20 protein-coding genes and 4 pseudogenes are annotated in these 23,125 nt (G+C 66.9%); 6 read left to right on the forward strand and 18 right to left on the reverse strand.

Annotated elements, in window-relative coordinates; all coding sequences use genetic code 11:
- Positions 1 to 44: 44 nt before the first annotated feature.
- The 3 genes from OG953_RS21555 to OG953_RS21565 all read left to right on the forward strand — a co-directional run bounded on the left by OG953_RS21555 (position 45) and on the right by OG953_RS21565 (position 2,245).
- Complete coding sequence (locus OG953_RS21555) at positions 45 to 512, forward strand: MarR family winged helix-turn-helix transcriptional regulator (RefSeq protein WP_405686214.1); 468 nt, start codon at positions 45 to 47, stop codon at positions 510 to 512.
- Between the two features lie 88 nt (positions 513 to 600).
- A complete protein-coding gene (locus tag OG953_RS21560; protein WP_405686216.1) occupies positions 601 to 1,053 on the forward strand; it encodes a GNAT family N-acetyltransferase in 453 nt (150 codons plus the stop codon).
- 28 nt (positions 1,054 to 1,081) lie between these two features.
- Positions 1,082 to 2,245, forward strand: coding sequence for a winged helix DNA-binding domain-containing protein (locus OG953_RS21565; RefSeq protein ID WP_405686217.1), 1,164 nt, complete (start codon positions 1,082 to 1,084; stop codon positions 2,243 to 2,245).
- A 36-nt stretch (positions 2,246 to 2,281) separates the two neighbouring features.
- Here the strand turns inward: OG953_RS21565 and OG953_RS21570 are convergent, their stop codons facing one another.
- The 5 genes and pseudogenes from OG953_RS21570 to OG953_RS21590 form a co-directional block, all read right to left on the reverse strand.
- A complete protein-coding gene (locus tag OG953_RS21570; protein ID WP_405686218.1) occupies positions 2,282 to 3,664 on the reverse strand; it encodes a serine hydrolase domain-containing protein in 1,383 nt (460 codons plus the stop codon).
- 88 nt (positions 3,665 to 3,752) lie between these two features.
- A pseudogene (locus OG953_RS21575) lies at positions 3,753 to 3,932 on the reverse strand (dihydrofolate reductase); the annotation flags it as partial.
- Positions 3,933 to 4,074: 142 nt separating this feature from the next.
- Positions 4,075 to 4,473 (reverse strand): annotated as a pseudogene (locus tag OG953_RS21580) (LysR family transcriptional regulator); the annotation flags it as partial.
- Between the two features lie 377 nt (positions 4,474 to 4,850).
- Positions 4,851 to 5,933 (reverse strand): hypothetical protein, encoded by a 1,083-nt coding sequence (locus OG953_RS21585; protein ID WP_405692468.1) that lies wholly within the window; start codon positions 5,931 to 5,933, stop codon positions 4,851 to 4,853.
- A gap of 235 nt (positions 5,934 to 6,168) precedes the next feature.
- Positions 6,169 to 6,903, reverse strand: a pseudogene (locus tag OG953_RS21590) (TnsA-like heteromeric transposase endonuclease subunit); the annotation flags it as partial.
- A gap of 409 nt (positions 6,904 to 7,312) precedes the next feature.
- On the opposite strand from OG953_RS21590, the gene OG953_RS21595 reads away from it, so the two are divergent.
- Positions 7,313 to 7,717, forward strand: a complete 405-nt coding sequence (locus OG953_RS21595) for a hypothetical protein (RefSeq protein ID WP_405686219.1) — start codon at positions 7,313 to 7,315, stop codon at positions 7,715 to 7,717.
- Between the two features lie 160 nt (positions 7,718 to 7,877).
- Here the strand turns inward: OG953_RS21595 and OG953_RS21600 are convergent, their stop codons facing one another.
- The 9 genes and pseudogenes from OG953_RS21600 to dnaB all read right to left on the reverse strand — a co-directional run bounded on the left by OG953_RS21600 (position 7,878) and on the right by dnaB (position 18,869).
- On the reverse strand, positions 7,878 to 9,284 hold the full coding sequence (locus tag OG953_RS21600) for a LysR family transcriptional regulator (protein ID WP_405686221.1): 1,407 nt from the start codon (positions 9,282 to 9,284) through the stop codon (positions 7,878 to 7,880).
- Positions 9,285 to 9,583: 299 nt separating this feature from the next.
- Positions 9,584 to 10,375, reverse strand: a complete 792-nt coding sequence (gene istB / locus OG953_RS21605) for an IS21-like element helper ATPase IstB (protein ID WP_266795039.1) — start codon at positions 10,373 to 10,375, stop codon at positions 9,584 to 9,586.
- Positions 10,375 to 11,907: an IS21 family transposase gene (istA, locus tag OG953_RS21610; RefSeq protein ID WP_405682118.1), complete on the reverse strand. Its 1,533-nt coding sequence runs from the start codon at positions 11,905 to 11,907 to the stop codon at positions 10,375 to 10,377. The genes istB and istA overlap by 1 nt, the downstream gene beginning before the upstream one ends.
- A 127-nt stretch (positions 11,908 to 12,034) precedes the next feature.
- Positions 12,035 to 12,259: a hypothetical protein gene (locus OG953_RS21615; RefSeq protein ID WP_405692470.1), complete on the reverse strand. Its 225-nt coding sequence runs from the start codon at positions 12,257 to 12,259 to the stop codon at positions 12,035 to 12,037.
- A gap of 450 nt (positions 12,260 to 12,709) precedes the next feature.
- Positions 12,710 to 13,162, reverse strand: a pseudogene (locus tag OG953_RS21620) (TniQ family protein); the annotation flags it as partial.
- Complete coding sequence (locus OG953_RS21625) at positions 13,159 to 14,304, reverse strand: AAA family ATPase (protein ID WP_405686222.1); 1,146 nt, start codon at positions 14,302 to 14,304, stop codon at positions 13,159 to 13,161. The pseudogene OG953_RS21620 and the gene OG953_RS21625, both read right to left, overlap by 4 nt.
- The gene (locus OG953_RS21630; protein WP_405686223.1) at positions 14,297 to 16,447 is read right to left on the reverse strand and encodes a transposase; all 2,151 of its coding nucleotides are present in this window, start codon (positions 16,445 to 16,447) and stop codon (positions 14,297 to 14,299) included. The genes OG953_RS21625 and OG953_RS21630 overlap by 8 nt, the downstream gene beginning before the upstream one ends.
- On the reverse strand, positions 16,444 to 17,112 hold the full coding sequence (locus OG953_RS21635) for a TnsA-like heteromeric transposase endonuclease subunit (RefSeq protein ID WP_405686225.1): 669 nt from the start codon (positions 17,110 to 17,112) through the stop codon (positions 16,444 to 16,446). The genes OG953_RS21630 and OG953_RS21635 overlap by 4 nt, the downstream gene beginning before the upstream one ends.
- A 278-nt stretch (positions 17,113 to 17,390) precedes the next feature.
- Positions 17,391 to 18,869, reverse strand: coding sequence for a replicative DNA helicase (gene dnaB / locus OG953_RS21640; RefSeq protein ID WP_114245536.1), 1,479 nt, complete (start codon positions 18,867 to 18,869; stop codon positions 17,391 to 17,393).
- A 459-nt stretch (positions 18,870 to 19,328) separates the two neighbouring features.
- On the opposite strand from dnaB, the gene OG953_RS21645 reads away from it, so the two are divergent.
- A complete protein-coding gene (locus OG953_RS21645) occupies positions 19,329 to 20,666 on the forward strand; it encodes an MATE family efflux transporter (RefSeq protein ID WP_405686226.1) in 1,338 nt (445 codons plus the stop codon).
- Between the two features lie 90 nt (positions 20,667 to 20,756).
- Here the strand turns inward: OG953_RS21645 and rplI are convergent, their stop codons facing one another.
- The 4 genes from rplI to rpsF all read right to left on the reverse strand — a co-directional run bounded on the left by rplI (position 20,757) and on the right by rpsF (position 22,472).
- Positions 20,757 to 21,203, reverse strand: a complete 447-nt coding sequence (gene rplI, locus OG953_RS21650) for a 50S ribosomal protein L9 (protein WP_093895069.1) — start codon at positions 21,201 to 21,203, stop codon at positions 20,757 to 20,759.
- Between the two features lie 18 nt (positions 21,204 to 21,221).
- Positions 21,222 to 21,458: a 30S ribosomal protein S18 gene (gene rpsR / locus OG953_RS21655; RefSeq protein WP_003967857.1), complete on the reverse strand. Its 237-nt coding sequence runs from the start codon at positions 21,456 to 21,458 to the stop codon at positions 21,222 to 21,224.
- Between the two features lie 43 nt (positions 21,459 to 21,501).
- Positions 21,502 to 22,107: a single-stranded DNA-binding protein gene (locus tag OG953_RS21660; protein WP_405686228.1), complete on the reverse strand. Its 606-nt coding sequence runs from the start codon at positions 22,105 to 22,107 to the stop codon at positions 21,502 to 21,504.
- 74 nt (positions 22,108 to 22,181) lie between these two features.
- A complete protein-coding gene (gene rpsF, locus OG953_RS21665; protein ID WP_015609864.1) occupies positions 22,182 to 22,472 on the reverse strand; it encodes a 30S ribosomal protein S6 in 291 nt (96 codons plus the stop codon).
- A 277-nt stretch (positions 22,473 to 22,749) separates the two neighbouring features.
- Between rpsF and OG953_RS21670 the strand changes: the two genes are divergently transcribed.
- Complete coding sequence (locus OG953_RS21670; protein WP_405686230.1) at positions 22,750 to 23,064, forward strand: hypothetical protein; 315 nt, start codon at positions 22,750 to 22,752, stop codon at positions 23,062 to 23,064.
- Positions 23,065 to 23,125: the final 61 nt, after the last annotated feature.

The following is a 23,125-nucleotide window of genomic DNA, read 5'->3' on the forward strand; positions in this document are numbered from 1 at the left end:
CGCCTACCCTGGACGCAAGCAGCTCCGACAGGAGGAGAGACCCCATGACAGCCACAGACCCCGCATTGACCGCCCTCTCCCAGGGCTGGTGTGCCCTCTCCTTGCTCCACGGCAAGATCGAGGCCCTTGTCGAGCGGGCGCTGCAGACTGGGCACGGGCTCAGCGTGCGGGAGTACTCCCTGCTCGACGTCCTGAGCCGACAGCACAGCGGTCCCGGCGGCCATCTCCAAATGAAGCAGGTCGCGGACGCCGTCGTGCTCAGCCAGAGCGCCACCACCCGCCTGGTGACTCGCCTTGAGGACCGCGGACTGCTGACCCGGTATCTCTGCGACACCGATCGCCGCGGCATCTACACCGATGTCACCGAGGCCGGCCTCACCCTGCTCGCCGAGGCCCGGCCGACCAATGACACCGCGCTGCGCGCCGCACTCGACGAAGCCGCCAAGAACCCTGAGCTGGCCCCGCTCGTCAGGGCGGTCGAGGGGCTGAAGGCCCCCGTACAGGTCGCGTGATTCGCCGCGCGGCCAGGACCGGTCGGTCCCCCGGGCAGGTCGGGCGAATCCCCCGCGTCACCCGCATGTTCTGCGTAATCTTCCGATCATGAGCGATCTGGAAATACGCCCTGCGGACCTCACCGACATCCCCGCGATCGTGGCCATGCTCGCCGACGATCCGCTGGGTGCACAGCGCGAGTCACCGGTTGCTCTCGCTCCGTACCACGCCGCATTCCGGCGGCTGGCGGACGACCCGAACCAGCATCTGGTCGTCGCCGTGCGCGAGGGCCGCGTCGTCGGAACCCTGCAGCTCACAGTGGTTCCCGGCCTTTCCCGGCGCGGCTCGACCCGCTCGGTCATCGAGGGCGTACGCGTCCACGCCGACGAACGCGGCAGCGGCCTCGGCACGCTGCTGATCGAATGGGCCGTTGCCGAATCCCGGCGCCAGGACTGCCAGTTGGTCCAGTTGACGTCCGATGCGACCCGAACCGATGCTCATCGCTTCTACGAGCGGCTCGGTTTCACCGCCAGCCACGTGGGCTTCAAGCTCGCGCTCTGAGCGCAGCCCGGAATCCGAGAGGTTGCCCATGCACCGCATCAGTGACGAACAGCGCAGGATCAGGCTCGGCCGGCGGCATCTCCTGGCCCCGTCCGTACGGACAGTGTCCCCGGTGTCCGCGGCCGACGCGGTCGTCGCTCTGCACGCCACCGACGCCGCCACCGTCTTCCTGTCCGCATGCGCACGGATGTCCGAGGCAAGCGTCTGCGCAGTGGAGCGGGCTCTCTACGAAGACGTCTCTCTGGTCCGGCGGCTCTCCATGCGCAACACCCTCTTCGTCATATCGCAGGAACTCGCCCCCTACGTAGATGCGTCGAACGCCCGGGCCGTGGCCGCCAAGGAACGCCGCGCGTTCCTCAAACACCTGGCGGACGACGGCAACGGACTGGACGAGCGCTGGCTCGCCGACACCGAAGAGAAGACCCTTGCCGCCCTGGCCGCCTCCGGTCCCGTCACCGGCAGCGAACTCTCCGCCGCCGTGGCTGCCCTGCGTACCAAAATCACAGTCTTTCCCGGGAAGAAGTACGAGGGAGTGCAGGGCGTCGCCTCCCGTGTCATCCGGATCCTGGCAGCCGAGGGCCGGATCCGCCGGGACCGGCCGCGTGGTTCCTGGACCTCCAGCCAGTTCCGCTGGACCGCATCCGGGCCCTGTTCGTTCGAGGAACCGGCACAGGCGCAGGCGGAGCTGGCCCGGCGCTGGCTCCGGTCCTACGGCCCGGCGACCGAGGCCGATCTCAAGTGGTGGACGGGCTGGGGCCTGGGCTCGGTCCACAAGGCACTGACAGCCGTCGAAGCCGAAGGGGTCCGGCTCGACGACGGCGCCGTGGGATGGGTCCTGCCGGAGGACATGGAGCCGGAACCTGTCCTGGAGCCCTGGGCCGCGCTGCTTCCGGCACTCGACCCCAGCGCGATGGGCTGGGCCGATCGCGGTTTCCATCTCCCGGCCGGACATCGGGCGGCGCTCTTCGACCGTTCGGGCAATATCGGCCCGACAGTGTGGTGGAACGGCGAGATCGCAGGTGGTTGGGCACAGCGAGCCGATGGTGAGCCGGTCTGGCGGCTACTGTCCGACATCGGCCGGGACGCTGCCGCAGCGATCGAGGCAGAAGCATCCCGGCTGGCGCAGTGGGTGGGCCAAGCGCGGATCACTCCGCGCTTCCGTACCCCACTGGAACGGGAGTTGACGGCCTGAGCCGACGACCTCCGCGTTTCACGTGAAACGTGGTGCTCAGGCTCGGAGGCCCCGCCACCCGCCCTCGTCCACACCGCCGGGAATGGCCGCCGTGGGGTCGTACGGCTCCCGCGTGAAGACGAACGAGCCCAAGTCGAGATGGTTCACACTGCCGTCGCTGTTCCGGACGATACGTAGTGTCTCCCCCGCGTAATAGCCGCTGAGACCGATCCAGGTGCCGTCGGGCCGTGCCGAGAAACGGGCGCCGCGGCCCTTGCCCCGCAGGAGCTGAAGCTCCAGCCCACCGTCCGAGGCCAGTCGCAGAATGTTCGTGTTCGTGCCCCAGTACCAGGGGCCGGTCAGCGCCAGGAGCTCGGCGTCCGCCTCGGGCAGCGGGCGCCAGGGCTCCGGAATACGGGGTTCGGCCTCGGCAACGATTCCCACAAGGTCGGCGGCCACATCACCGACCACCAGCCCGGACGTGGTGTTGGTGAGGACGACGGCCGCCACATCGTCCTCGACGCTGATCCACAGGGCGGCCAGGAAGCCGGGCAGCGAGCCCGTGTGCCCGAAGAGCGTGCGGCCGTCCCGCCGTACTGATTGGAGACCCAGACCGTAATGGGACTCCCAGTCACCGGACTCGGCCGGCGCGGACGGTTCACGCATCTGCTCCACGGAGGCGGCACAGAGCACTCGGTCGTCCCCCTCGGCCAGAAAGGCCGCGAAGCGCAGGAGGTCACCGGTCGTGGACCAGAGCTGGCCGGCCGGGGCCATCAGTCCGAGATCCTCGGCCGGTTCGGGCAGCATGACATCGGCCCAGGGATGCACGGCCCAGCCGCCTGCGTGCGGTGCCTGCGGCTGGAGGCCCGTGCGGTGCATGCCCAGCGGTTCCAGGATCTCGCGTTGAAGCACCTCCGCCCAGCTCGCACCTCGCACCTTCTCGACCAGCGCGCCGAGCAGTGTGTAGCCAGGGTTCGAGTAGTGGTGACGATGACCCGGGGCGTGCATCCGCGTCTGCTCGCCGAGTACATCGACAAGCTCGGGCCGCAATGTGCCCGGAGTCCTCTCCCACCAGGGCGCGGGTGACTCGGCGCCCAGCCCCGCACTGTGGCCCAGCAGTTGGTGGACAGTGACTCCACCGACGTCTGTGCCGAGCAGATGCTTCTCCAGCGGGTCGTCCAGATCCAGAAGTCCCTCGTCGCGCAGCCGCAGAACCAGCACTGCCGTGAAGGTCTTGGTGATTGAACCGATCCTGAACTGGGTGTCGGCGTCGGGGGCATGGCCGTCCACACAGCTGCGGGAGCCGTTCCAGACGGTCTGCCCCTGCCTCTGTAGCGCTGCGACGAGCGAGGGCGCCCGGCCTTCCGACTGTGCGGTGGCGATGCGGTGCAGAAGAGCACGCTGCGTACCAGGGAGCAACTGTTCAGGTGGGGAGGTCATGCTCAACAACTACCCGCAGAACCCAAGCCGTGGCGAACCCATTTCGCAGCACCTGGACCACACACCGCCATCGCCACCGGACGCCCGGTCAGCGCGTACGGCTGTAGGTCCTGACCAAGGCGCCGTTATCGAAGACACAAACCGAGTCCAACGCGAACACGGTAGGCGCGAAATCCGATCCGAACATCGGCATGCCCGATCCGTAGACCAGCGGATACGTCTTGACCACCAGCTCGTCGATCTCGTCGATCAGTTCTCCGGCGAGCTCGTCTCACCGTCGTGTCATTTCCTCGGCCGGGATCTTCTGGGCGGCTGCGGCGACGCGTTTCCCGAATCGGGTCAGTTTCATGGCCGTGCCGCGTTCGGCTCGTTAGGGGCAGTCCGAGGTCCGCTTCGAGGCGGTTGATCTGGATCACCAGGGTGGACTGGTGGATGCCGAGGTCTCGGGCTGCTTCGGTGAGGGTGGGGTAGGTCCGGGCTGCCACGAAGCGGGAGAGCCGCTGTCGTGCGTATGGGCTGGTCAGCGCTTTGCGGAGGACGGCGGGAAGCGCCTCGGCTTCGTCGACGGTGCGGAGGGCGGTCTGGTGGCTGGCTCCGCCGCGTGGCCGGAGGGGAATGTTGTGGGTGTGGGCCCAACGGGCCATGTTCGCGGTGCTCATGCCTGTTTCGCAGGCGAGGTCCGGCAGAGTTCGGCGGCGGTGGACGTACTGCTCGATGAGCCAGTCCCGTTCGGTGGGGCCGCGGCGCTTGTAGTCCCGAGGGCCCTCGCGGAGCGGGATGCCGTACTCCTTGGCGAGGTCGGTCAGCATTCTGCGGGAGAAGCCGGTGAGGGTGGCGACCTGCCGGAGGGACCGGTGTTCGTCGAGGTAGAGCTGAGTGAAGCGCTCTGCCGGGATGGCTTGCCGGGCTTGCTGCCAGTGGCTCTGGCGGCGTTCTTCGTCAGCGGGGGTGCGGGGGCTGGGTGTTCGTCGAGGACATGCCGGATGGCCTCGATGGTCGCGCCCAGGACCTGGGCGGCGTGCTGAACGGGGTGCTGGCGTTCTCGGACGAGTTGGTGCAGGCGCGGCAGGTCGACGTGCGCCGGGTCGGGTCCGGGAAGCGAGAGCCCGGCCAGCAAGGTGGTGGGAGGCTGCCAGGTAACGGGCTCGTCGTGGATGTGGTGCGAGGCAAGGAATTCGAGGGCTTCCTACTCGAAGGCGTGTGCGAGTTCGGGGGTCTGAAGCGCGGTGAACCGCAAGGATGTCGCCCGGAACTCTGCACTGTCGAGCCCACCCAGGTCATCGGGGACAGACTCGGCAGGCAGGACGCTGAGACGCCGGAAGAGCTGGCTGCGGGCGATACGTTCACGCCGTCCGATCCCCCGCGCTGTTCCGGTGCGGCGGCAGATCTCCAACCAACGGTCATGGGGCAGCAGGCCGGTGTAGTCGAGGAGTCGGCGTCGGCGTCGGCCGTAGTCGATGGGGATGTCATCGGCGTCGAGGTGGTCGGTGAGCCGGTCCAGGGCGGCGACGATGTCCGGCCATTGTGGAAGGTTGTCGAGTTCCTGGAGGAGGCGTGAGATCTCGATGCCGTCGGTGACGTCGCCGACCAGCCCGGCGGCCTGGTCCAAGGAGGTGCGGCTGTCGGGGATCAGCAGCAGGGCGGCGAGGACGGGGGCCAGGGCCCGTGCGTGGATTCCTGCGGGCGGTGTGAGCCGGACCGTCCAGGACGGCCAGAACATCGTGGGGATCTTCCTGGCTCTCTGCTCGATATCCCGGGTGGTCTTTGCCGGCCGGCGGGGAGTCTCGGTCGTGGTGCGGTAACGGAGGTGCTCGCTGGGACGGAGGAAAGGGGCGAGGGCAGCCGGGTGCACGGACTGCAGCACCGGGCTGATGCCCCGGCCCCAGCCGTCGATGCTGGTCGCCGAGATCTGCGTGAGTTCCTCGCGTACTGCTTCCAGCAAGCCGCGCAGGGCCTCGCCGACCGGATGGATTCCCGGCTGTTCCAGGATGCCCAGGGCCATGGTGACCGCGACGGCGGCATCCGCGGCTCGCGGCGGGGCCATGAACCCCGGGCGGTCCGCCGCCTGTTCGGTGCGCGGGGAGACCGGATCGGTGGCGAGGTGCACTTCTGCGATGTCGGCCGGTATCTGTTCACGCAGGACAGCAGCGGGAAGGTCGCTCAGGACACGGATGCCCAGGGCCCGGATGTCGGCCAGCACCGCCGGTGCCGGCTGGGGAACAGTCCGGTAGGGGCCCAAGGCGGCCGTCGCTCCGTCGATGATCTCCATCACCCGGTCCTGCGCGGCCAGAACCGGATGGCCAGGAGGCAGGCGAAGCGTCGAAGCGCGGGTCAGATCGGCGCCGCAGCCAGCCGAAATCGGACGCCGGGGCGGATCGGCAGATTGCCGCAGAGTTCCGGCCGGGGGACAGACCGGCCGGAACGGGGCCGCTGCCGCGGAACGAAGGGCCGAGCGGCCGGTCGAGATCGGTGACGAGAGCCTGCCTACAGAACAAATGGTGGACGGCGGAGCGGACTTGAGACTCCGGACGGCTCGGCAGACACCACGTGACTTGCCCCAGAAGAAGCCCATCGAGATCCGCATCCCGGAGCTCTTCCAGAGCCTCATCGCTGAACAGCCAGTCCCCGCCGTAACCCGCCAGGAACCGAATGTTCCCCAGTTCCACGGCCGGAGGCTCGCTCCAGACCTCGCACTTCCATCCGCGCGATTCCACCGCCCGCCGGGTCCAGTCGAAGGTGAACGCCACCTCCGGCTTGGACAACCGATGCAACGGCTTGACGTCGACAACCACCGGCACCCGCCCGGTGAGCAGGAGATAGTCCGGAATGTGCCGATGCACCTTCCCCTCCAGCACCGTCTTGAGCAGGAAGGGCTGGGCCACGATGCCGCGTACGGACGGATCGAAGTCGGCAAAGAGCAAGCGCGATAGTTCCAGGCGCGACTCGTAGATCGCGTGGTCGCGCATCGTCGCCGACCAGTAGGTCCCCGAGTAGTGCTTCTGGCCCTTGTACCAGCGGAACGTCGGTCCTCCACGAGAACACCACGCTGCTGACGGATACTCACCGTCGCGGTGACACTGCCCATCGCACACCCCCGGCCCACGGGTTATGCCCCGCGTAGCCAAGAGTGTCAGCGGAACATCGGTGGGCGGAGCGGGCCGGAATCCCCTCACCCAAAAGGGTGAACGCTTCGACCAGCGAGTCTCACGAAGACGGCATAAGTGCCGCAGATGTGCCATCGGAGATGAGATTGTGCCGCGAAATCTGAGACCTTACAACCTGTAGGTTCCCGCGAACCGTGTCATCTGCCGCGTCTCTGACCTCGACGGTTCTCGGGCTTCTCACGCCGTGTCATCTCTTGGATTCCCAACTGCGTGTCATTTTCCTGGCTCGCCTGGCCAAAACGGCGACGCCGCTGCCCAAGAAGAGGTTCACCGGACGGTCAGAAGCTCCAGCTGTAGGGGCCGCCGCCCGGACCGGCCCCGCGAAGTATTCGGTTGGTCATGACGGGCTGAACCTGCGACGGTCACCGGCATGAACGTGGTTCTGGGAGACAAACTCAGGTTCGCCGCAGAGGTCGGCGAGCCAGGCCCACTGTGCCGGGTCGACCTCTGGGCATCTGGAAAGTGGCTGACCTGCGACGACAACATGGCGTATGTCCCCCAGTTTCGCCGCGATGTGCTGGACGCCGCCGCCTGGCTGCGGTCTGGCGAAGGTTCTCCCCTGCCGTTCGCCGGCTTGTCCGCCGAAGCCACACATCGCCGTCTCACGCAGCGCGCGGGGGACGACGAGTCCGAGGCCGAGTACCAGCTGCGCGGCCGGTTTCGGGTCCTGCTCTGGGGTCCCACTACCGACAATGTGACGGCCTACCTGTTCCGCGAAGAGGACCGCCTGGTGATCACGCTGGAGTTCTGGCGTGAGGAACACCTGCTCAGCCACCCTGAAGACGCCGGTGCGGTTTTCGTGGTCGAGATCCCGGCTGAGGAGCTCATCGGGATCCTTGAAGGCGTCACAGCCGCGCTCGACGCCAGCCCGAGCGAGAGCCATTCCTGAATCTCCGGTGGCATCAAGAAGGGCCTCTCTCTCGCGGCCGCCCTGAGTCGAGGAGAGGCCCAAGGCGGCTGCTCGGCGATGTCACGCGGCGAAAACCGTTCGATTCTGGGGCTCACTCAAGTGGCTCCCAAAGTGGTTCTCGTGAACAGAGCCAGGAGGCTCACCCGCCGGTCGGCTTCCCTCTGCTCTTTGAAGCCGGGGTCTGGCTAGCGACCTGGTCTGGAAAGGCTTTGTTGATCGCTCTCTTCGCCCGCCTCCCCAGTGCCGTGAGCCGCATGGGACGTCCGCGGACCGCTCGTTCCAGTAGCGGCCCGCCAAGGTCTCGCTCCAGTCGATTGATCTGCCCAACGAGGTTGAACCACTTGACGTTCAGAGCGTCGGCAGCGGCACCGAGGGTGGGGTAGGAGGCCGCGGCGGCGAAGTTGCGGAGATGTTCACGACCACCCCGGCGTTCGAGGGCAGACCGGAGGAGGGGCGGTGCGGTAACGCCGTCGGCGAGGGCTCGGAGGGCTGGGTTGTGGCCGGCTCCGCCGCGGCGGGTCGGGATCTGGTGGTGTCTCGCCCAGCGGGCCATCGATGTGGGGCTCATGCCGGTCTCGCGGGCAAGGTCCGCGAGAGGACGGCGGTGAACCGTGTACTGCTCGTGGAGCCATTCCTTGGTGATGGGCTTCGCCCGGGTGGTTCTGCCAGTGGGCCTCAGGACGATGTCGTACTCGCGGGCGAGAGAGGTAACGCCCCTGACGCTGATGCCTGTTGCCTGGGAGATGTCGCGGATGGACAGCCGTTCGTCGATGTATAGCCGCCGCAGTTCAGATTCCGGTAGCTGTGTCCGGGCCACTGCGCTGATGTGGCCTGTCGCCCAGGCCTTACCGGGTGTGATGGGTCGTGGTGGGGGTGGGTGCTCGGCGAGGAGATGCTTGACCGCATCGTTGCTTGTGCCGAGGAGTTTGGCCGCCTGCGTGACGGTCGTTCGAGGTCGGCGGATGAGTTCGTGCAGGGTGCCGATGCTGACAGCGTCGGGGTTGGTTCCTGGTAGCTCGAGTCCTTTCAGGAACGTGGTGTCTGGCTGCCAGGTGAGTGGCTCGTCGTGGATGCGGTGACGGTTCAGGAAGGCTTTGGCTGTGTGGTCGAGCTCGGTTGCCAGGTCCGAGGTCAGCTGAGTGGTGAACTCGCTGATCCACTTACGGGTGTCGGCTTCCGTCACCGTCGTCTCAGATGGCATGAGCTCGGCCGGGAGTCCGCCGATGCGTTCGAAGAGGTGGCTGCGGGCAGCGTGGATTCGCCGTTCACGACCGCGGAATTGCGCTGTGCGTCGGCAGATGTCATCCCACTCTTGCGGGGGAAGGAGGCTGCTGTAGTCAAGGTGGCGTCGGCGTTCGTAATCGATAGGTGCCGGTTGTGCGTCGAGCTGCTCAGCCAGCAGGGTCATGACGTTCTGCATGACCGTCCACCAAGGGGTGCGTCGCAGATACTGCATGACTCTGGAGGCAGCGAGGCCGCTGGTTGCGCTTCCCAGGCGGCGCGAGATCTCTTCCATGTCCAGACAGCTGCCGGTGAGGCCGAGCATGCAGGACAAGGCGGGTCTCAGGATGCGTTGATAGTGGCCCGCTGGTGGTGCGATCCGCAACGACAGTGCTGGCCAGAACACCGCAGGGATCGAGTGAAGACGACGGTGGGAGTCCTGGACGCGGTCCGGGTAGCGAGGCTGGTTTGACGCAGTCCGGTAGCGGAGCTGGTCAGTGCATCTGAGGTCTGTCAATGGCCTCGAAGTTCTCCCCGTAGGCGGCCAGGAGTGCTCCCCGCTGGCGGCCTGCGAGATCTCCCCAACGGCGGCCAGATAATTCCCCGCCGTGGTGAGTGCTGTGATCAGCTGAAGGGCTTGACTCCCTGTCCGGAGGTGGCCTGGGTGAGCCGGAAACTGTCACCCTGGGTGACCACGATGTGAGCGTGGTGCATGAGCCGGTCGACGGTCGCGGTGGCCAGCGTCTTCGGCATGATCTCGTCGAATCCGGAGGGGTGGAGGTTGCTGCTGACGGCGAGCGCGCGTCGTTCGTAGGCGGCGTCGACCAGGCGGTAGAAGCCCTCGGCGGCGTCGGGGCTGACGGGCAGCAGGCCGATGTCGTCGACGATGATCAGGTCGGATCGGATCACCCGGGTCAGGGCCTTGGCGATGGAATCGTCGGCCCGGTGACGGCGGACGAGGGCGCCGAGGTCTTCGATGGAGAACCAGGCGACGGCCATCCCGGCCTCGACGGCGGCCTGCCCGAGGGCCTCGCACCAGTGGCTTTTCCCGGTCCCCGATGGGCCGACTACGCAGAGATTTTCCCTGCGTTGGACCCATTCGAGGGTCTTGATGGAGTCCTGGGTCGCGCGAGGTATGGAGGATGCCTGCTCGTCCCAGTCGCCGAACGTCTTCCCGGCGGGGAACCCGGCCCGCTTGCGTCGAGTGTGCAGGTTCGCTCGGTCGCGGCCGGCGGCCTCTTCGGAGAGGAGGACGCGTACGACTTCTGCGGGGTCCCACCTCTGGGCCTTCGCGGTGGGGATCACATCGGTCAACGCCTTGCGGATGTGCGGGAGTTTGAGCCGCTTGGTCAGTTCGATGGCCTCGGCGAGCTGGTCGCCGCTGGAGCCGGAAACGGTGCGCAGTGGGGTGGCCATCAGAGAGTGTCGCCTTCGTCTTCGTCGTCGTGTTCGAGCGGGATGGTGCCGAAGCGGGACCAGGCGGAGGTGCCGGGCTGCAGGCTGTGGGTTTCGCTGGCGCGGGTGACCTCGACGTTTTCCAGGCCGACCTGGTAGTCGAGGATGGAGATGAGGTCTTTCTCGGCGAACCGGCCGGTGACCGCGGCGGTGCCAAGGGCCCGGTCGACCTCGGCAGTGGAGTAGAGCTTGGAGAAGGCGACGGCCTCGGCCATCTTCGTCTTGACCTTGCGTGTTCCGGCGGTGGCGGCCTCGACCAGCCAGGAGGCGGCGCCGGGGCCGAGCATCAAGAACGCGGCCTCCTCCGCGCTGGTCGCCTTCGGGACGCGATCGCCTTCCTTGTTCTCGCGCGGCGGGTAGTGCGCGTCGTCAAGGACCGGGGTGCCAGCCGATCCGCGCGGGTGGCGGGCCACCTCGCGGGCATGACCGTCGGCAGGGCCGACGGCGGTGACGATCAGTTCGTCGCCGTGGAATCGGGCCCAGACCCGGGTGTCGATCAGCTGGTGCGGGACCGAATAGCGCACGGCCTCGACCGAGATCGTGGAGTCCCAGCAGACCCTGCGGGTGGTGCCGAACGCGACGGTGAAGGGCTGCTTGGGCAGCGGATGCAGCCGCTGGCGTTCCTCGGCGAGCATCTCGACGGGCCGTCGTTGGGTCTCGCGGTGGACCCGGTTGTTGACCTCCTCGCAGAAGGTGCGGCAGGCCGACTCAAGGGCGGCGAAGTTGCGGTATTCCTCAAGGAGGTTGACGTCTTTGGGGACCAGGTCGGCCTTGGCGATGCGGACGGTCGCCTCGCTCCCGCCCTTGGTTTCGGGGTCCGCCGGCAGACAGGTACGTATCGTCATGCCGTAGTGGCGGGCGACCTCAACGATCTCGGGGTTGCGGACCGCGATCCCGGCGATGTGGTCGGTGGTGACCGTCTTCTCGTTGTCGGTCAACGCGTAGGCCGGGACCCCGCCGATCCGCCGCAGCGTCGCGTCCAGACACGCGGTGATCGTCGGCAGCGTCTTGTCCCAAACCGGGATCACCACGCGGAAACGCGACCAGGCCACCCACGCGCACCACAAAGAAGTGCGTCGTCCGCCGATCTGCGGGCCCTCGCCCCAGTCCCATTGCAGCCATAGCCCCGGCTCGGTGATCCAGGGCCGGTAAACCCGACGCTGACCGGCCCTGAACTGGGCTTTTGCCTCGGCGACGGTGCGGCGGGTGGTGCGTTCCCCGCCCGTGAAGCCCATCGCGGTGATCCTCTTGTGGACCACATCCGCACGGATCCGCCCGTTCGAGCGGACCACCAGCTCTTCAATCTTCGGCAGGAACACGTCGATCGCACGGTCGCGGTGCCGACGGACGTCGGGGTGCTGTCCAGCGGCCCGCATCTTCACATATCGGGCCACCGTGTGGTGGTCGCACCGGGCGAGCTCGGCCGCCGCGCGGTAACTGCCCGTGAGGTCGTACGCCTCAAGGATGTCCATGATCTCCCTGCTGTTCTTCACCCGCTCGAGCTTCGCCGACCGGGTACGTCTGGGGCGAGCGGGGAGATATCTGGCCGTCCGTGGGGAAATCCCTGGCCATCAGTGGGGCCGTAAATGGCCGCCTATGGGGAGTATGCCGAGGCCACGGTCAGAGGTCGGGGCCGATCGACGCGAGCTGGACGGCCAGCAGTCGCGGGCTTGTGTACTTGCCCCAGGCGGTCATCGTGGTCGGGGTGGCCGGTGTGGTGCTCCTCGGATGGTGTCCGGTGAACCGGCGAAGCTTGGTACCCGCCAGCTGGACGTGCTGCCCTCCCAGGATGTGCAGGGCCGCGATGACACCGGCTGCGGTGCCGGCGGCCGTGGGAGGTGCCATGAAACCGGGCCGGACGGTGGGGTTGGTCAGAGAGCGAGGACCTGACCGCGGGCTTCCGGCCGCGTTGTGGGCATCGAGCACGTCTTCCGGGACCAGGGTCGCGAGGAGGTCGCTCCTGGAGGGGGCCAGGGTTCGGGAAGCGACCGCTCGGAGATCGGCCAAGGCATTCAACGAGGGAACCTCGGAACGTTCGTAGATCCCGAAATCCGCGATCCCCGAGGTGATCGTTTCACTCACGATCCGTTGTGCGACCAGGGCGGGATGTTCATGCGGCAGCGTCAACGTGGGCATCTGTGAAAGATCAGCTCCGCAGCGGGGCGATGCCGGCCCGGTAGACCGGTTGGTCGCGGGGTTCGCGCAGCGCCCTGGCTGTGGAATGCCCGCGACCGGGTAGGGGTGACTTCTTTGCAGGGACCCGCAGTGCGGGCAGGTGTCCTCCAGGAGCCTGTGGTGTCGGAGGCAGGCGAAGGACCATCCGAGCCGCCATTCCAGCTGCCATCGTCCGCTGGAGGCTGCCAGGCAGTCGGGGCAGTAGCGGGATCCACTGCCTCGGCCCCAGAGCACCCACCGTTTGACCTGTCGGGTGCGGTGATCAAGTAGCAGGGCTCGGTGGTCATAGTGGGCCAGGGTGGCTGCGATGACCTGCTCGGGATCGATGCCGCAGGTATGCGCAATGTCGTTGACCTCCGCGGCTCGGAGGAGCTGGACCCAGTCGCGCGGAATGTCGGCTTCTGGTGCCGTCTTGCGTCTTGCTCTGGCGTGACGGGCCAGCCCCAGCTGGGGCAACAGTTCGCCCATGGGTGTGTGGAGCCGGTGGGCCATCGCCTCGAACCATGAGTCGAGTGCCTCTCCTGGAAGGGGCATGACCCTGATGGAGAACGTGCGCAAAGCGGGATGGCTCATGATGCTTTGCAGCGCTGGAGTTTCGGGAGGCTGGTCAGCTTGTTGTTCTCGAAGGCCAGTTGCAGCTCTCGACGGGCCTTCTCGGATGCGGCGTCGTTCTTCACCTGGTCCAGCAGTTCCCTGTCCAGGCGTTCGGTGCCGGTGCGTACGGCTCTCTGGCAGCCGCGGTTGATCAGCGTCATGAGCGAGCCGATGTGGCCGGTGCTGCGGGCGAAGAGATAGTCGGACAGGTCGTCCGCGATCATGCCGGGGTACTTGTTCGCGAGAATGACCCGTTCCTCGATCGCGAGGAGGGTGTCGCGCCATCCGCGGCGTCCCTGCTCGTTCCTGATGTCGAACGGTTCCATGCCCAGCCGGGTCGTGCGGCGTCCGGTCTGGGCGAGGACCCCGTCCTCATAGGTTGCTCCCTCGCTGAACAGGCCACGTTTCTCCAGCCCGACTCCGACCAACAAGAGGGTCACCGGGAACTCGTTGGCGATGTACTTGAAGTGGTTGCTGACCTCGATCCCGCTCTTGTTCCGCCACTTCAGGAAGTGCAGATCGTCCACGATCAGCAGCTTCGTTTCCGCGGACAGCACGGAGTCGAGAGCGCGATAGCCGAAGTCGGCCGTGGTGCCGCTGAAGCGGCCGGGGTGCGCGAAGTACTCCAGAATGGCCCGGTTGAAGTCGCGCATCCCGGTGTTACTGGTCAGGCCAACCCGGCAGACGGGCCAGCGTTCATGTCCGTCGTCGGTGTAGTTGCCTTCCTCCTGAATGATGCGGCGGTGGAGCTTGCGGGCGAAGGCGAGCACGGCAGTGGTCTTGCCCAGACCGGGAAAGGCGTCGAGGGCGATCCCGCCCTTGACCTTGTCGCTGTCCTGGTCGTTGCTGTCGAAGATGTCCCAGAGGTCTTCGTGCAGGGCCTTCATCTGCGGAGTTCCGAGCGGGCCGAGGTTCGCGTGCCATTTGCGGCGGACCCGGTTGTACTCGGTCAGGGCTTCCTCGCACAGCTTCTTCAGCTGCCGGTGGGGCAAGAGCTCCGGACGGATCCGGCGCGGGGCGTCCGCGAGGCGGGCGAAGCCTTCCTTGCGGGACAGCGTGAGGTGATCCAGCCGGGAGCGCAGATCGGCTTCCTCAGCATGGGCCCGAGCCGGCTTACTCATCGTCATCGATGTCCTTCAGGGCGGTGGCGTAGAAGTCGAGTTCCTCTTCCAGCTCCTCCAAGCCGTCGGTGTCGTCATCGCCCGCTTCCGGCGCCTGGGCGGTCTCGATCGCCGGGGGTTCCGGCTGTTCGGGAAGGGACAGCACGCGGGCGACCGAAGGCAGAGAACTGACGGCGTCGGCTTGCGTCTCGGGGATTTCCAGGGCGGCTTGTTCCCGGGAGAGCCGTAGGGCCATCCGCCGTTCGACCAGGGAAGTGCCCAGGCCGAGGTTCCACCGCTTCAGCAGAAGGGCGACGGCGAGCCGGTCGTCGGGATAGGTGTACTCCTTCGCCGCCAGGCGCCGGGCGAACTGGAGCGCTTCATCGCTCAGCGGCATGTCCAGGCTGGGCGCGTGCTCCCACGAAAGGGTGTGCCAGACGCGTTTGTGGTCCCGGAAGTGGATCCGGGTGGCGTCGTCGGGATCAGCGAAGAACTCCAACCGCCGCTTGTCCAGGTCGATGTCGGAGCCGCCCATGTCGCGGAGCCCGTCGAGGCAGTCACCGTTGTAGCGGCGGCCGTTGATCTCGACGCCGTAGGGCTGGACCGTGCGCATCGTGACGTTGAGAAACTCGAAGGCGAGTTGTGGGTCGCGGGGCACCTCGATGTAGCCAGCCCGCGCGAGCCCGTGCTCGAACATCGCCGCTGGAGACAGTTCCACCTTCGGCAGATGGGGGTCGAGCAGTCCCTCATGTGGCGTGCGGTGATAGTCCACTGCGATCCACTCGCGGATGATCGCCTCGAGCTCGTGGTGGAAGAAGAAGGCGTCCTTCTCCGGGTTCAATCCACGCGAGTGGATGTTGGGTCCCTTGTAGCCGGGCAGCCGCTGCAGCAGGTCTTCCCGCAGAGTCCGGAAGAACCGCTCCACCGGTCCCTTGTCCCGGCCCGTGCGCAGCCTCGCCGGCTGCACCGAGATCCCCATCCGGCGGCAGACGCTGGTCAGATGCGCCGACAAATAGATCTTGCCGTGGTCCACGATCAGCGTCTCCGGAGCAATCTTCGGACCCCAGACTCCAGTGACGGGCCCGTGGACGGCCTCGGTCTCCACCAACACCCCGCGCGGAATACCGTGCTCGGGCCAGGCCGCCTCCCTCGGCCAGCTCTCCGGAACCGGCCGGGGACGGTATGCCTGATAGAGGACGGCAACCGCGTCGATGGCCTTCGTCGACACCGGAGTCACCCGCAGACCGATGATGCAGCGGGTGTACCAGTCCATCGCGACGGTCAGCTCCGCCTGCATCCACCGCAGCGTCACCGGGTCGAGCGCGAACACGTCCAGCCGCGTGGTGTCCATCAGCACGTACTCGCCCGGACGCGTGGGCCGCAGCTTTCCGTAGACCCCCTTCGGCCGGTCCGCGATGTCCCGGTTGCGCTGAGTGCTCAGCCGGAAAAGCGGATGGCGCCGTTCCAGCTCCTGCATCCAGCGGTAGGCCGTCGTCTGCGGCGGTACCGGCACCTTGACCAGTTTGAACTTGGTCTTGAGACGGGCCTCGATCTCTTCGAGCACCACCTTCACCGAGGGGCGCGACTCCTCCTCGTACTCCTTCAGCACCTCCACTGCGGTTTCGACCCATCTCGGATCGGCGTTACTCAGCCCGCCATCCGCCTGCGCAGCCTTTGACACCAGCCCGGCCTCGCCCACCTCGCGGTAGGCCCGTGCCCACCGACGCGTCGACCGCGGGGACACCCCCAGTTCCGCGGCCTTGGCCTCGTAACGAGCCTTCAGAGGCAAGCCCGGGGCGTACTGGGGGCGCGGCTCATCCGGGCGCGGAAGGTCTTCGCTGCCCGAGCGGTATCCCGTCAGCATCTCCCGGACATGCTCGGCCCGTTCCAGGGCCTCTTCCCTCTCGTCCTTGGTCAGCCGGTTCAACACCACAGCGGCGAAGGCCTCGTCATCGGCCGAAGACGGGCCCGATCCGTCGTGGATCAGCTCTGCACGATCAGAGGTCAGGAGCTCGCGCAGCGACATCCGTGCCAGCCGGTCGCGCGCGTCCTTGAGGATGACCTCCATACCCGTGGCCAGGCTGGCGAATTCCACGACCTCGACTGTCTCGCCGTCCAAGCGGAAATGTGTCCCGACCCCCAGCCTCGTCCCCGCCCCGCTCATGGAGTCCTCCGCAGCACGTGCCCCGCACTCAGCGGCCGGTCCAAGGCAGTCGTCATGTGCCCAGACCACAACAGGTGCAGCACCGCCGACTTCACCAGCGGCGGGGGGCACTCGGGCAGCAGGCGGAAAGCATCGCCCAGCGACATCCCGTCCAGATCCACGGCCCGCAAGGTGCCGACCAGATCAGCGTCGAACAGCCAGTCGCGGCGGTAGCCGGCAAGGAATCGGATGTTCTCTAGCACGTGCGGATCCGGCTCGCTCCACACCTCGTACTGCCACCCGCGCGACGTGACCGCCTCCCGCGTCCATGCGAAAGTGAAGGCGACCTCCGGCTTTTCAAGCCGGTGCCGCGGCTTGACGTCCACGACCAGAGGACCGTCATCCGTCAGCAGCAGATAGTCCGGGATGTGCTTGCGGACCTTGCCGTCGATATCGGCCTTGAGCAGGAACGGCTGAGCGACGATGTGCCGCACCTCCGGGGCGAAGTCGGCGAACAACAACCGACCCAGCTCCAACCGTGATTCGTAGATCACATGATCGCCGACAGTGGCCGCCCAGTACGTACCCGAGTAATGCTGCTGCCCCTTGCACCAGCGAAACGTCCGCCACGGCCGGGCTTCCCGCAGCAGACCGAGCGGCACCGACGGCCACTCCAGGTCCTCCACCACGGCCTCATCACCACGCCGGACACTCAGCCGTACCGGCGCAGCCATCGCTGTACCCATCGGACCACCCCTGCGTTTCCCGAGGCGACCCATCGGCCGCCGAACGCTAGGGTCCTGCCCCGGCAGGCGCTAAGACGATGGCTGGGGAGGTCCTGTACACGAAGGGGGGAACTACTCACTCACTCGGCATGATTTCCAGCCTTGTGTCCTATTGGCCACGCGGTGGCCATCGCCGGTGGAAAGTGGCCACGGGATCTGGAAACCTACAAACCGCCTGCTCAGGTCTGTGCCATGTCCACGAAGCGCGAGTAGTGCCCCTGGAAGGCAACAGTGATCGTCGCCGTCGGGCCGTTACGGTGCTTGGCGACGATCAGGTCGGCCTCGCCGGCGCGGGGGGACTCCTTCTCGTACGCATCCTCGCGATGCAGCAGGATCACCATGTCGGCGTCCTGCTCGATGGATCCGGATTCACGCAGGTCGGAGACCATCGGCTTCTTGTCCGTGCGCTGTTCGGGGCCACGGTTCAGCTGGGAGAGCGCGATGACCGGGAGCTGCAGCTCCTTCGCGAGCAGCTTGAGGTTTCGGGACATGTCCGAGACCTCCTGCTGGCGGCTCTCGGCACGCTTCGAGCCGCCGGACTGCATCAGCTGCAGATAGTCGATGACCACGAGCTTGAGGTCGTTGCGCTGCTTGAGCCGACGGCACTTCGCCCGGATCTCCATCATGGAGAGGTTCGGGGAGTCGTCGATGTAGAGGGGGGCTGCCGAGACATCCGGCATCCGGCGAGCCAGCCGCGTCCAGTCCTCGTCGGTCATGGTGCCGGAACGCATGTGGTGCAGCGCGACTCGCGCCTCGGCCGAGAGCAGTCGCATCGCGATCTCGTTGCGCCCCATTTCGAGGGAGAAGATCACGCTGGGCAGGTTGCTCTTGATCGAACAGGCCCGTGCAAAATCCAGCGCCAGAGTGGACTTACCCATGGCCGGACGGGCCGCAATGACGACCATCTGGCCCGGGTGCAGGCCGTTCGTCAGGGCGTCGAGGTCGGTGAAGCCGGTCGGCACCCCGGTCATCTCACCGCTGCGCGAACCAATCGCCTCGATCTCGTCGAGAGCGCCTTCCATGATGTCGCCGAGCGGCAGGTAGTCCTCGCTGGTGCGCTGCTCTGTGACGGCGTAGATCTCGGCCTGCGCGGAGTTCACGATGTCGTCGACATCGCCGTCGGCCGCGTATCCCATCTGCGTGATCTTCGTCCCGGCTTCGACGAGCCGCCTGAGGACCGCCCGTTCGTGGACGATCTCCGCGTAGTACGAAGCGTTGGCCGCGGTCGGCACGGACTGGACGAGGGTGTGCAGATACGGAGCTCCGCCCACCTTGGTGATCTCGCCGCGCTTGACCAGTTCGGCCGCCACCGTGATCGGGTCGGCCGGCTCCCCCTTGGCATAGAGGTCGAGGATCGCCTGGTAGACGGTCTCGTGGGCGGGTCGGTAGAAGTCGTGTCCCTTGATGATCTCCACGACGTCGGCGATGGCGTCCTTGGACAGGAGCATGCCGCCGAGGACCGACTGCTCGGCATCGAGGTCCTGGGGCGGCACCCGCTCGAAACCGGGGGAACCGCCCTCCCATCCGCCGCTCTCCCTGCCGCGTTCGTGCTGCTCGCCGCGGTCCCGGCCTTCGCCGCGGCGCTGGCGGGAAACGGGTAGACGGTCACTGGGACCAGTGTCGGCCCAGGGGTCGTCCAAAGGCTCGGGAATGCTCACCGGGCCACCTCCTCCCGTCCGCTCCGCGGACCTCGCCGTGCCACTCTTTCTTACGGCACAGCACCGACAAACAAGACGCCCGACTCCGGTTCCGGCACGTCGAGTTCTGCGGGGTTCCAGAGCCGGAACGGGGTGCGGGCGCCGGACCACGGTAGGCCGCTCAGCACCGTCAGCCAATCTGGTTATCCACAGGGCATGTGGACGACGGACCAGATGCTGTGGAGAACTCTGCGGAACCTGTGCACGGAGCGGGGGACAGCACTGTGGACAAACTCATAACACCCACACCATCAAGGCTCTGACCTGGAGTTTCTCCATCCACGGGCTGTGGGGGAGAAAAACTTTCCGAGTCAGCACAAGATCACGACAAACAGCGCACGAGAGAATACCGAGCAGCAATAGATGTAAGGACTGCACAGACATTGCATCCATTACCTGTGGAAGATTAGATTGGCCCCCGTGATCCAGGCCCCGGCACCTCTGCCGCCCAGTCGTCAACGGCACGACCGTGAGATCATCTCGCTGGCCGTCCCTGCCTTCGGCGCGCTCGTCGCCGAGCCGCTCTTCGTAATGGTCGACAGTGCCATCGTCGGCCATCTCGGCACACCGCAGCTGGCCGGCCTGGCCGTCGCCGCAGCCCTGCTTACCACCGCCGTCAGCGTCTTCGTCTTTCTCGCGTACGCCACCACCGCGGCGGTGGCGAGGCGGGTCGGAGCGGGCGATCTGGCCTCCGCGATCCGGCAGGGCATGGACGGCATCTGGCTGGCCCTACTGCTCGGCATCTTGGTCATCGCCATCGCGCTCCCCACAGCGCCCTGGCTCGTGGACGTCTTCGGTGCCTCCGACACCGCAGCCCCCTACGCCACCACGTATCTGAGGATCTCCAGCCTCGGTATCCCGGCCATGCTCGTGGTGATGGCCGCGACCGGTGTACTCCGCGGCCTGCAGGACACCCGAACCCCGCTCTATGTCGCCATCGGAGGCTTCGCGGCCAACGGAGCCCTCAATGCAGGACTCGTCTACGGAGCCGGGCTCGGCATCGCCGGATCGGCCTGGGGCACTGTGATCGCACAGATCGCCATGGCTGCCGCCTATCTCATCGTGGTGGTACGGGGAGCACGTCGGCACGGCGCCTCGCTGCGGCCCGACGCCGAAGGCATCAAGGCCAGCGCCCAGGCAGGCATTCCGCTGCTGGTCCGTACCCTGTCGCTCCGTGCCGTGCTGATGATCGCCACAGCCGTCGCCGCCCGCCTCGGCGACACCGAGATCGCCGCGCACCAGATCATCCTCTCCCTCTGGAACCTCATGGCCTTCGCCCTCGACGCCATCGCCATTGCAGGGCAGGCCATCATCGGCCGCTACCTGGGAGCCGACGACGCCAAGGGCGCACGCGAGGCATGCCGCCGCATGGTCCAGTGGGGCATCGCTTCCGGGGTGGTGTTCGGGGCACTGATCGTCCTTGCCCGGCCGTTGTTCGTGCCCCTGTTCACCGGCGACCAGTCCGTTCAGGACACCCTGTTCCCGGCGCTGCTGGTGGTGGCGCTGTCCCAGCCGATCGCCGGCGTGGTCTTCGTCCTGGACGGAGTGCTGATGGGTGCCGGAGACGGGCGGTATTTGGCCTGGGCCATGCTCGTCACTCTGGCCGCCTTCGCCCCTGCCGCCCTGCTGGTGCCGACGTTCGGCGGCGGCCTGACCGCGCTGTGGTGGGCAATGGCCCTGATGATGGCCGTCCGCATGGTGACGCTCTCGCTGCGCACCCGATCGGGCAAGTGGATCGTCACCGGAGCCACCCGCTGAGCCACCGACCGACACCCCGTTTCACGTGAAACAGCAAAGGGCCGTACCCCGTGGGGTACGACCCTTCACCTGCTCTGGTGAGCTGTGCCCTTAGGCAGCAACGACCTCGATGCCGAGCTTCGCAGCGACCTCAGGGTGCAGACGCACGGACACCTGGTGTCCGCCGAGCGTCTTGATCGGCGAGCCGAGCTCGACGCGACGCTTGTCGACGTCGGGGCCACCAGCAGCCTTGATCGCCGAGGCGATGTCGGCCGGGGTCACGGAGCCGAAGAGACGGCCGGCGTCGCCGGAGCGAACGGCCAGACGGACCTTCACGGCCTCGAGCTTGGTCTTGATCTCGTTGGCCTGCTCGATCGTGGCGATCTCGTGGATCTTGCGGGCGCGGCGGATCTGCGCCACGTCCTTCTCGCCACCCTTGGTCCAGCGGATGGCAAAGCCACGCGGAACCAGGTAGTTACGGGCGTACCCGTCCTTGACGTCGACGACGTCGCCCGCAGCACCGAGGCCGGAGACCTCGTGGGTGAGGATGATCTTCATGATTCGGTCACCCTTCCCTTATCGCGCGGTGGACGTGTAGGGCAGCAGCGCCATCTCACGGCTGTTCTTGACTGCCGTGGCGACGTCACGCTGGTGCTGCGTGCAGTTGCCGGTCACGCGGCGGGCACGGATCTTGCCGCGGTCGGAAATGAACTTCCGCAGCATGTTCGTGTCCTTGTAGTCCACGTACTGGGTCTTGTCCTTGCAGAACGCGCAGACCTTCTTCTTAGGCTTGCGCACAGGCGGCTTCGCCATGGTGTTTCTCCTGTGTGATCAAGAAGTGGGAGTACGAGCTGCCCTAGAAGGGAGGCTCGTCCGAGTAGCCGCCGCCGGAGCCGCCGGAGCTTCCGCCCCAACCGCCTCCGCCGCCCTGCTGGCCTCCGCCCTGCTGGCCGCCGGCGGGCGCGCTCGAGGCCCACGGGTCGTCGGCGGGAGCGCCGCCGCCACCCTGCTGGCCACCGCCACCGGGACCGCCGCCCCAGTTGCCGCCGCCCTGCTGGCCGCCGCCGTATCCACCCTGGCCGCCCTGACCACCGCGACCGGTGGTCTTGGTGACCTTGGCCGTAGCGTTCTTGAGGCTGGGGCCGACTTCCTCGACGTCCAGCTCATAGACCGTGCGCTTGACGCCCTCGCGGTCTTCGTACGACCGCTGCTTCAGCCGGCCCTGCACGACTACGCGCATGCCTCGCTGAAGCGACTCGGCGACGTTCTCCGCCGCCTGCCGCCAGACCGAGCAGGTGAGGAACAGGCCTTCGCCGTCCTTCCACTCATTGGTCTGCCGGTCGAAGATGCGGGGAGTGGACGCGACACGGAACTTCGCGACCGCCGCACCGGACGGGGTGAAGCGCAGCTCGGGGTCGTCGACGAGATTGCCGACGACCGTGATGACGGTCTCGCCTGCCATGGGTGAACCTCTCGGCGGGGATTGCTTCTGGCTGCTTGCTGCTACTCGAACCCGATGACCGCTGAGCTAGATGCTCAGTGGATCTCGGGACGGAGGACCTTGGTCCGGAGGACCGACTCGTTCAGGTTCATCTGGCGGTCGAGCTCCTTGACGACCGCAGGCTCGGCCTGCAGGTCGATGACCGAGTAGATGCCCTCGGGCTTCTTCTTGATCTCGTAAGCGAGACGACGACGGCCCCAGGTGTCGACCTTCTCAACCTTTCCGTTGCCCTCACGGACGACGGAGAGGAAGTTCTCGATCAGCGGGGAGACAGCGCGCTCCTCGAGATCGGGGTCGAGGATGACCATCACCTCGTAGTGACGCATGTGGAACCCACCTCCTTTGGACTCAGCGGCCACGGTCGTTCCGTGGCAGGAGGGTCGTGATGCGTAAGCAACAGTGTCTCCGAGTAAAACAGCCGCCACTGACAGCGCCCTCTGTCGAGAGGGGCTGACGTGCTGGCCTGGGCAGACACCGGTGCAGACGTTACAGACTACCCGCACACCGGCTTCCGGTTGAAATCCGGTGCTCAGGAGACGCAATCTGTACACATCGGGTGTGAGCGGCGCCACGATGCGCCGCCTTTCGGCCAGGAGGTACTCCATGGCACAGGCAATTCGGCCCCGTCCTCCCGTATCCCTTCTCGCCACGGACGGCAAGCCCCATCGACTCCAGCAAACTCTGGTGGTGGTGACTCTGGTCCTCGGTGCGCTCGCCTTCGTGACGGCGATGTTCCACAGCCTGCATCTGATCAGTTCGTGGGCCGGACTCATCGGGATCCTCACGGCTGCGTACGGGCAGTACGTCTCGGTGACCACGCGCGAGAGGTTCCCGCTGATCATCGGCCTGGGCGCATCCGCCATCGGGTTCTTCCTCGGCATGGCCCACGGCGGCCTCTTCGGCGGCGTGGTGGGCTGATTCGAGACAGACACAACCAGACCACAACCGGACGCACGGGCTCGGCGCGAGGACCCCGCTC

It is taken from the genome of Streptomyces sp. NBC_00057 (genome assembly GCF_045041165.1).
Classification (GTDB): domain Bacteria; phylum Actinomycetota; class Actinomycetes; order Streptomycetales; family Streptomycetaceae; genus Streptomyces.

Coding starts and splice junctions, on each gene's coding strand:
- OG953_RS21595 (WP_405686219.1), top strand. CDS start 7,313: ATGGCGTATGTCCCCCAGTTTCGCCGCGATGTGCTGGACGCCGCCGCC.
- OG953_RS21670 (WP_405686230.1), top strand. CDS start 22,750: ATGGCACAGGCAATTCGGCCCCGTCCTCCCGTATCCCTTCTCGCCACG.
- rpsR (WP_003967857.1), bottom strand. CDS start 21,458: ATGGCGAAGCCGCCTGTGCGCAAGCCTAAGAAGAAGGTCTGCGCGTTC.
- OG953_RS21600 (WP_405686221.1), bottom strand. CDS start 9,284: ATGCTCGGCCTCACCGGCAGCTGTCTGGACATGGAAGAGATCTCGCGC.
- OG953_RS21585 (WP_405692468.1), bottom strand. CDS start 5,933: ATGGAGATCATCGACGGAGCGACGGCCGCCTTGGGCCCCTACCGGACT.
- OG953_RS21565 (WP_405686217.1), top strand. CDS start 1,082: ATGCACCGCATCAGTGACGAACAGCGCAGGATCAGGCTCGGCCGGCGG.
- OG953_RS21560 (WP_405686216.1), top strand. CDS start 601: ATGAGCGATCTGGAAATACGCCCTGCGGACCTCACCGACATCCCCGCG.
- OG953_RS21615 (WP_405692470.1), bottom strand. CDS start 12,259: ATGGCACCTCCCACGGCCGCCGGCACCGCAGCCGGTGTCATCGCGGCC.
- istB (WP_266795039.1), bottom strand. CDS start 10,375: ATGGCCACCCCACTGCGCACCGTTTCCGGCTCCAGCGGCGACCAGCTC.
- rpsF (WP_015609864.1), bottom strand. CDS start 22,472: ATGCGTCACTACGAGGTGATGGTCATCCTCGACCCCGATCTCGAGGAG.
- OG953_RS21630 (WP_405686223.1), bottom strand. CDS start 16,447: ATGAGCGGGGCGGGGACGAGGCTGGGGGTCGGGACACATTTCCGCTTG.
- rplI (WP_093895069.1), bottom strand. CDS start 21,203: ATGAAGATCATCCTCACCCACGAGGTCTCCGGCCTCGGTGCTGCGGGC.
- OG953_RS21660 (WP_405686228.1), bottom strand. CDS start 22,107: ATGGCAGGCGAGACCGTCATCACGGTCGTCGGCAATCTCGTCGACGAC.
- OG953_RS21555 (WP_405686214.1), top strand. CDS start 45: ATGACAGCCACAGACCCCGCATTGACCGCCCTCTCCCAGGGCTGGTGT.
- OG953_RS21625 (WP_405686222.1), bottom strand. CDS start 14,304: ATGAGTAAGCCGGCTCGGGCCCATGCTGAGGAAGCCGATCTGCGCTCC.
- OG953_RS21570 (WP_405686218.1), bottom strand. CDS start 3,664: ATGACCTCCCCACCTGAACAGTTGCTCCCTGGTACGCAGCGTGCTCTT.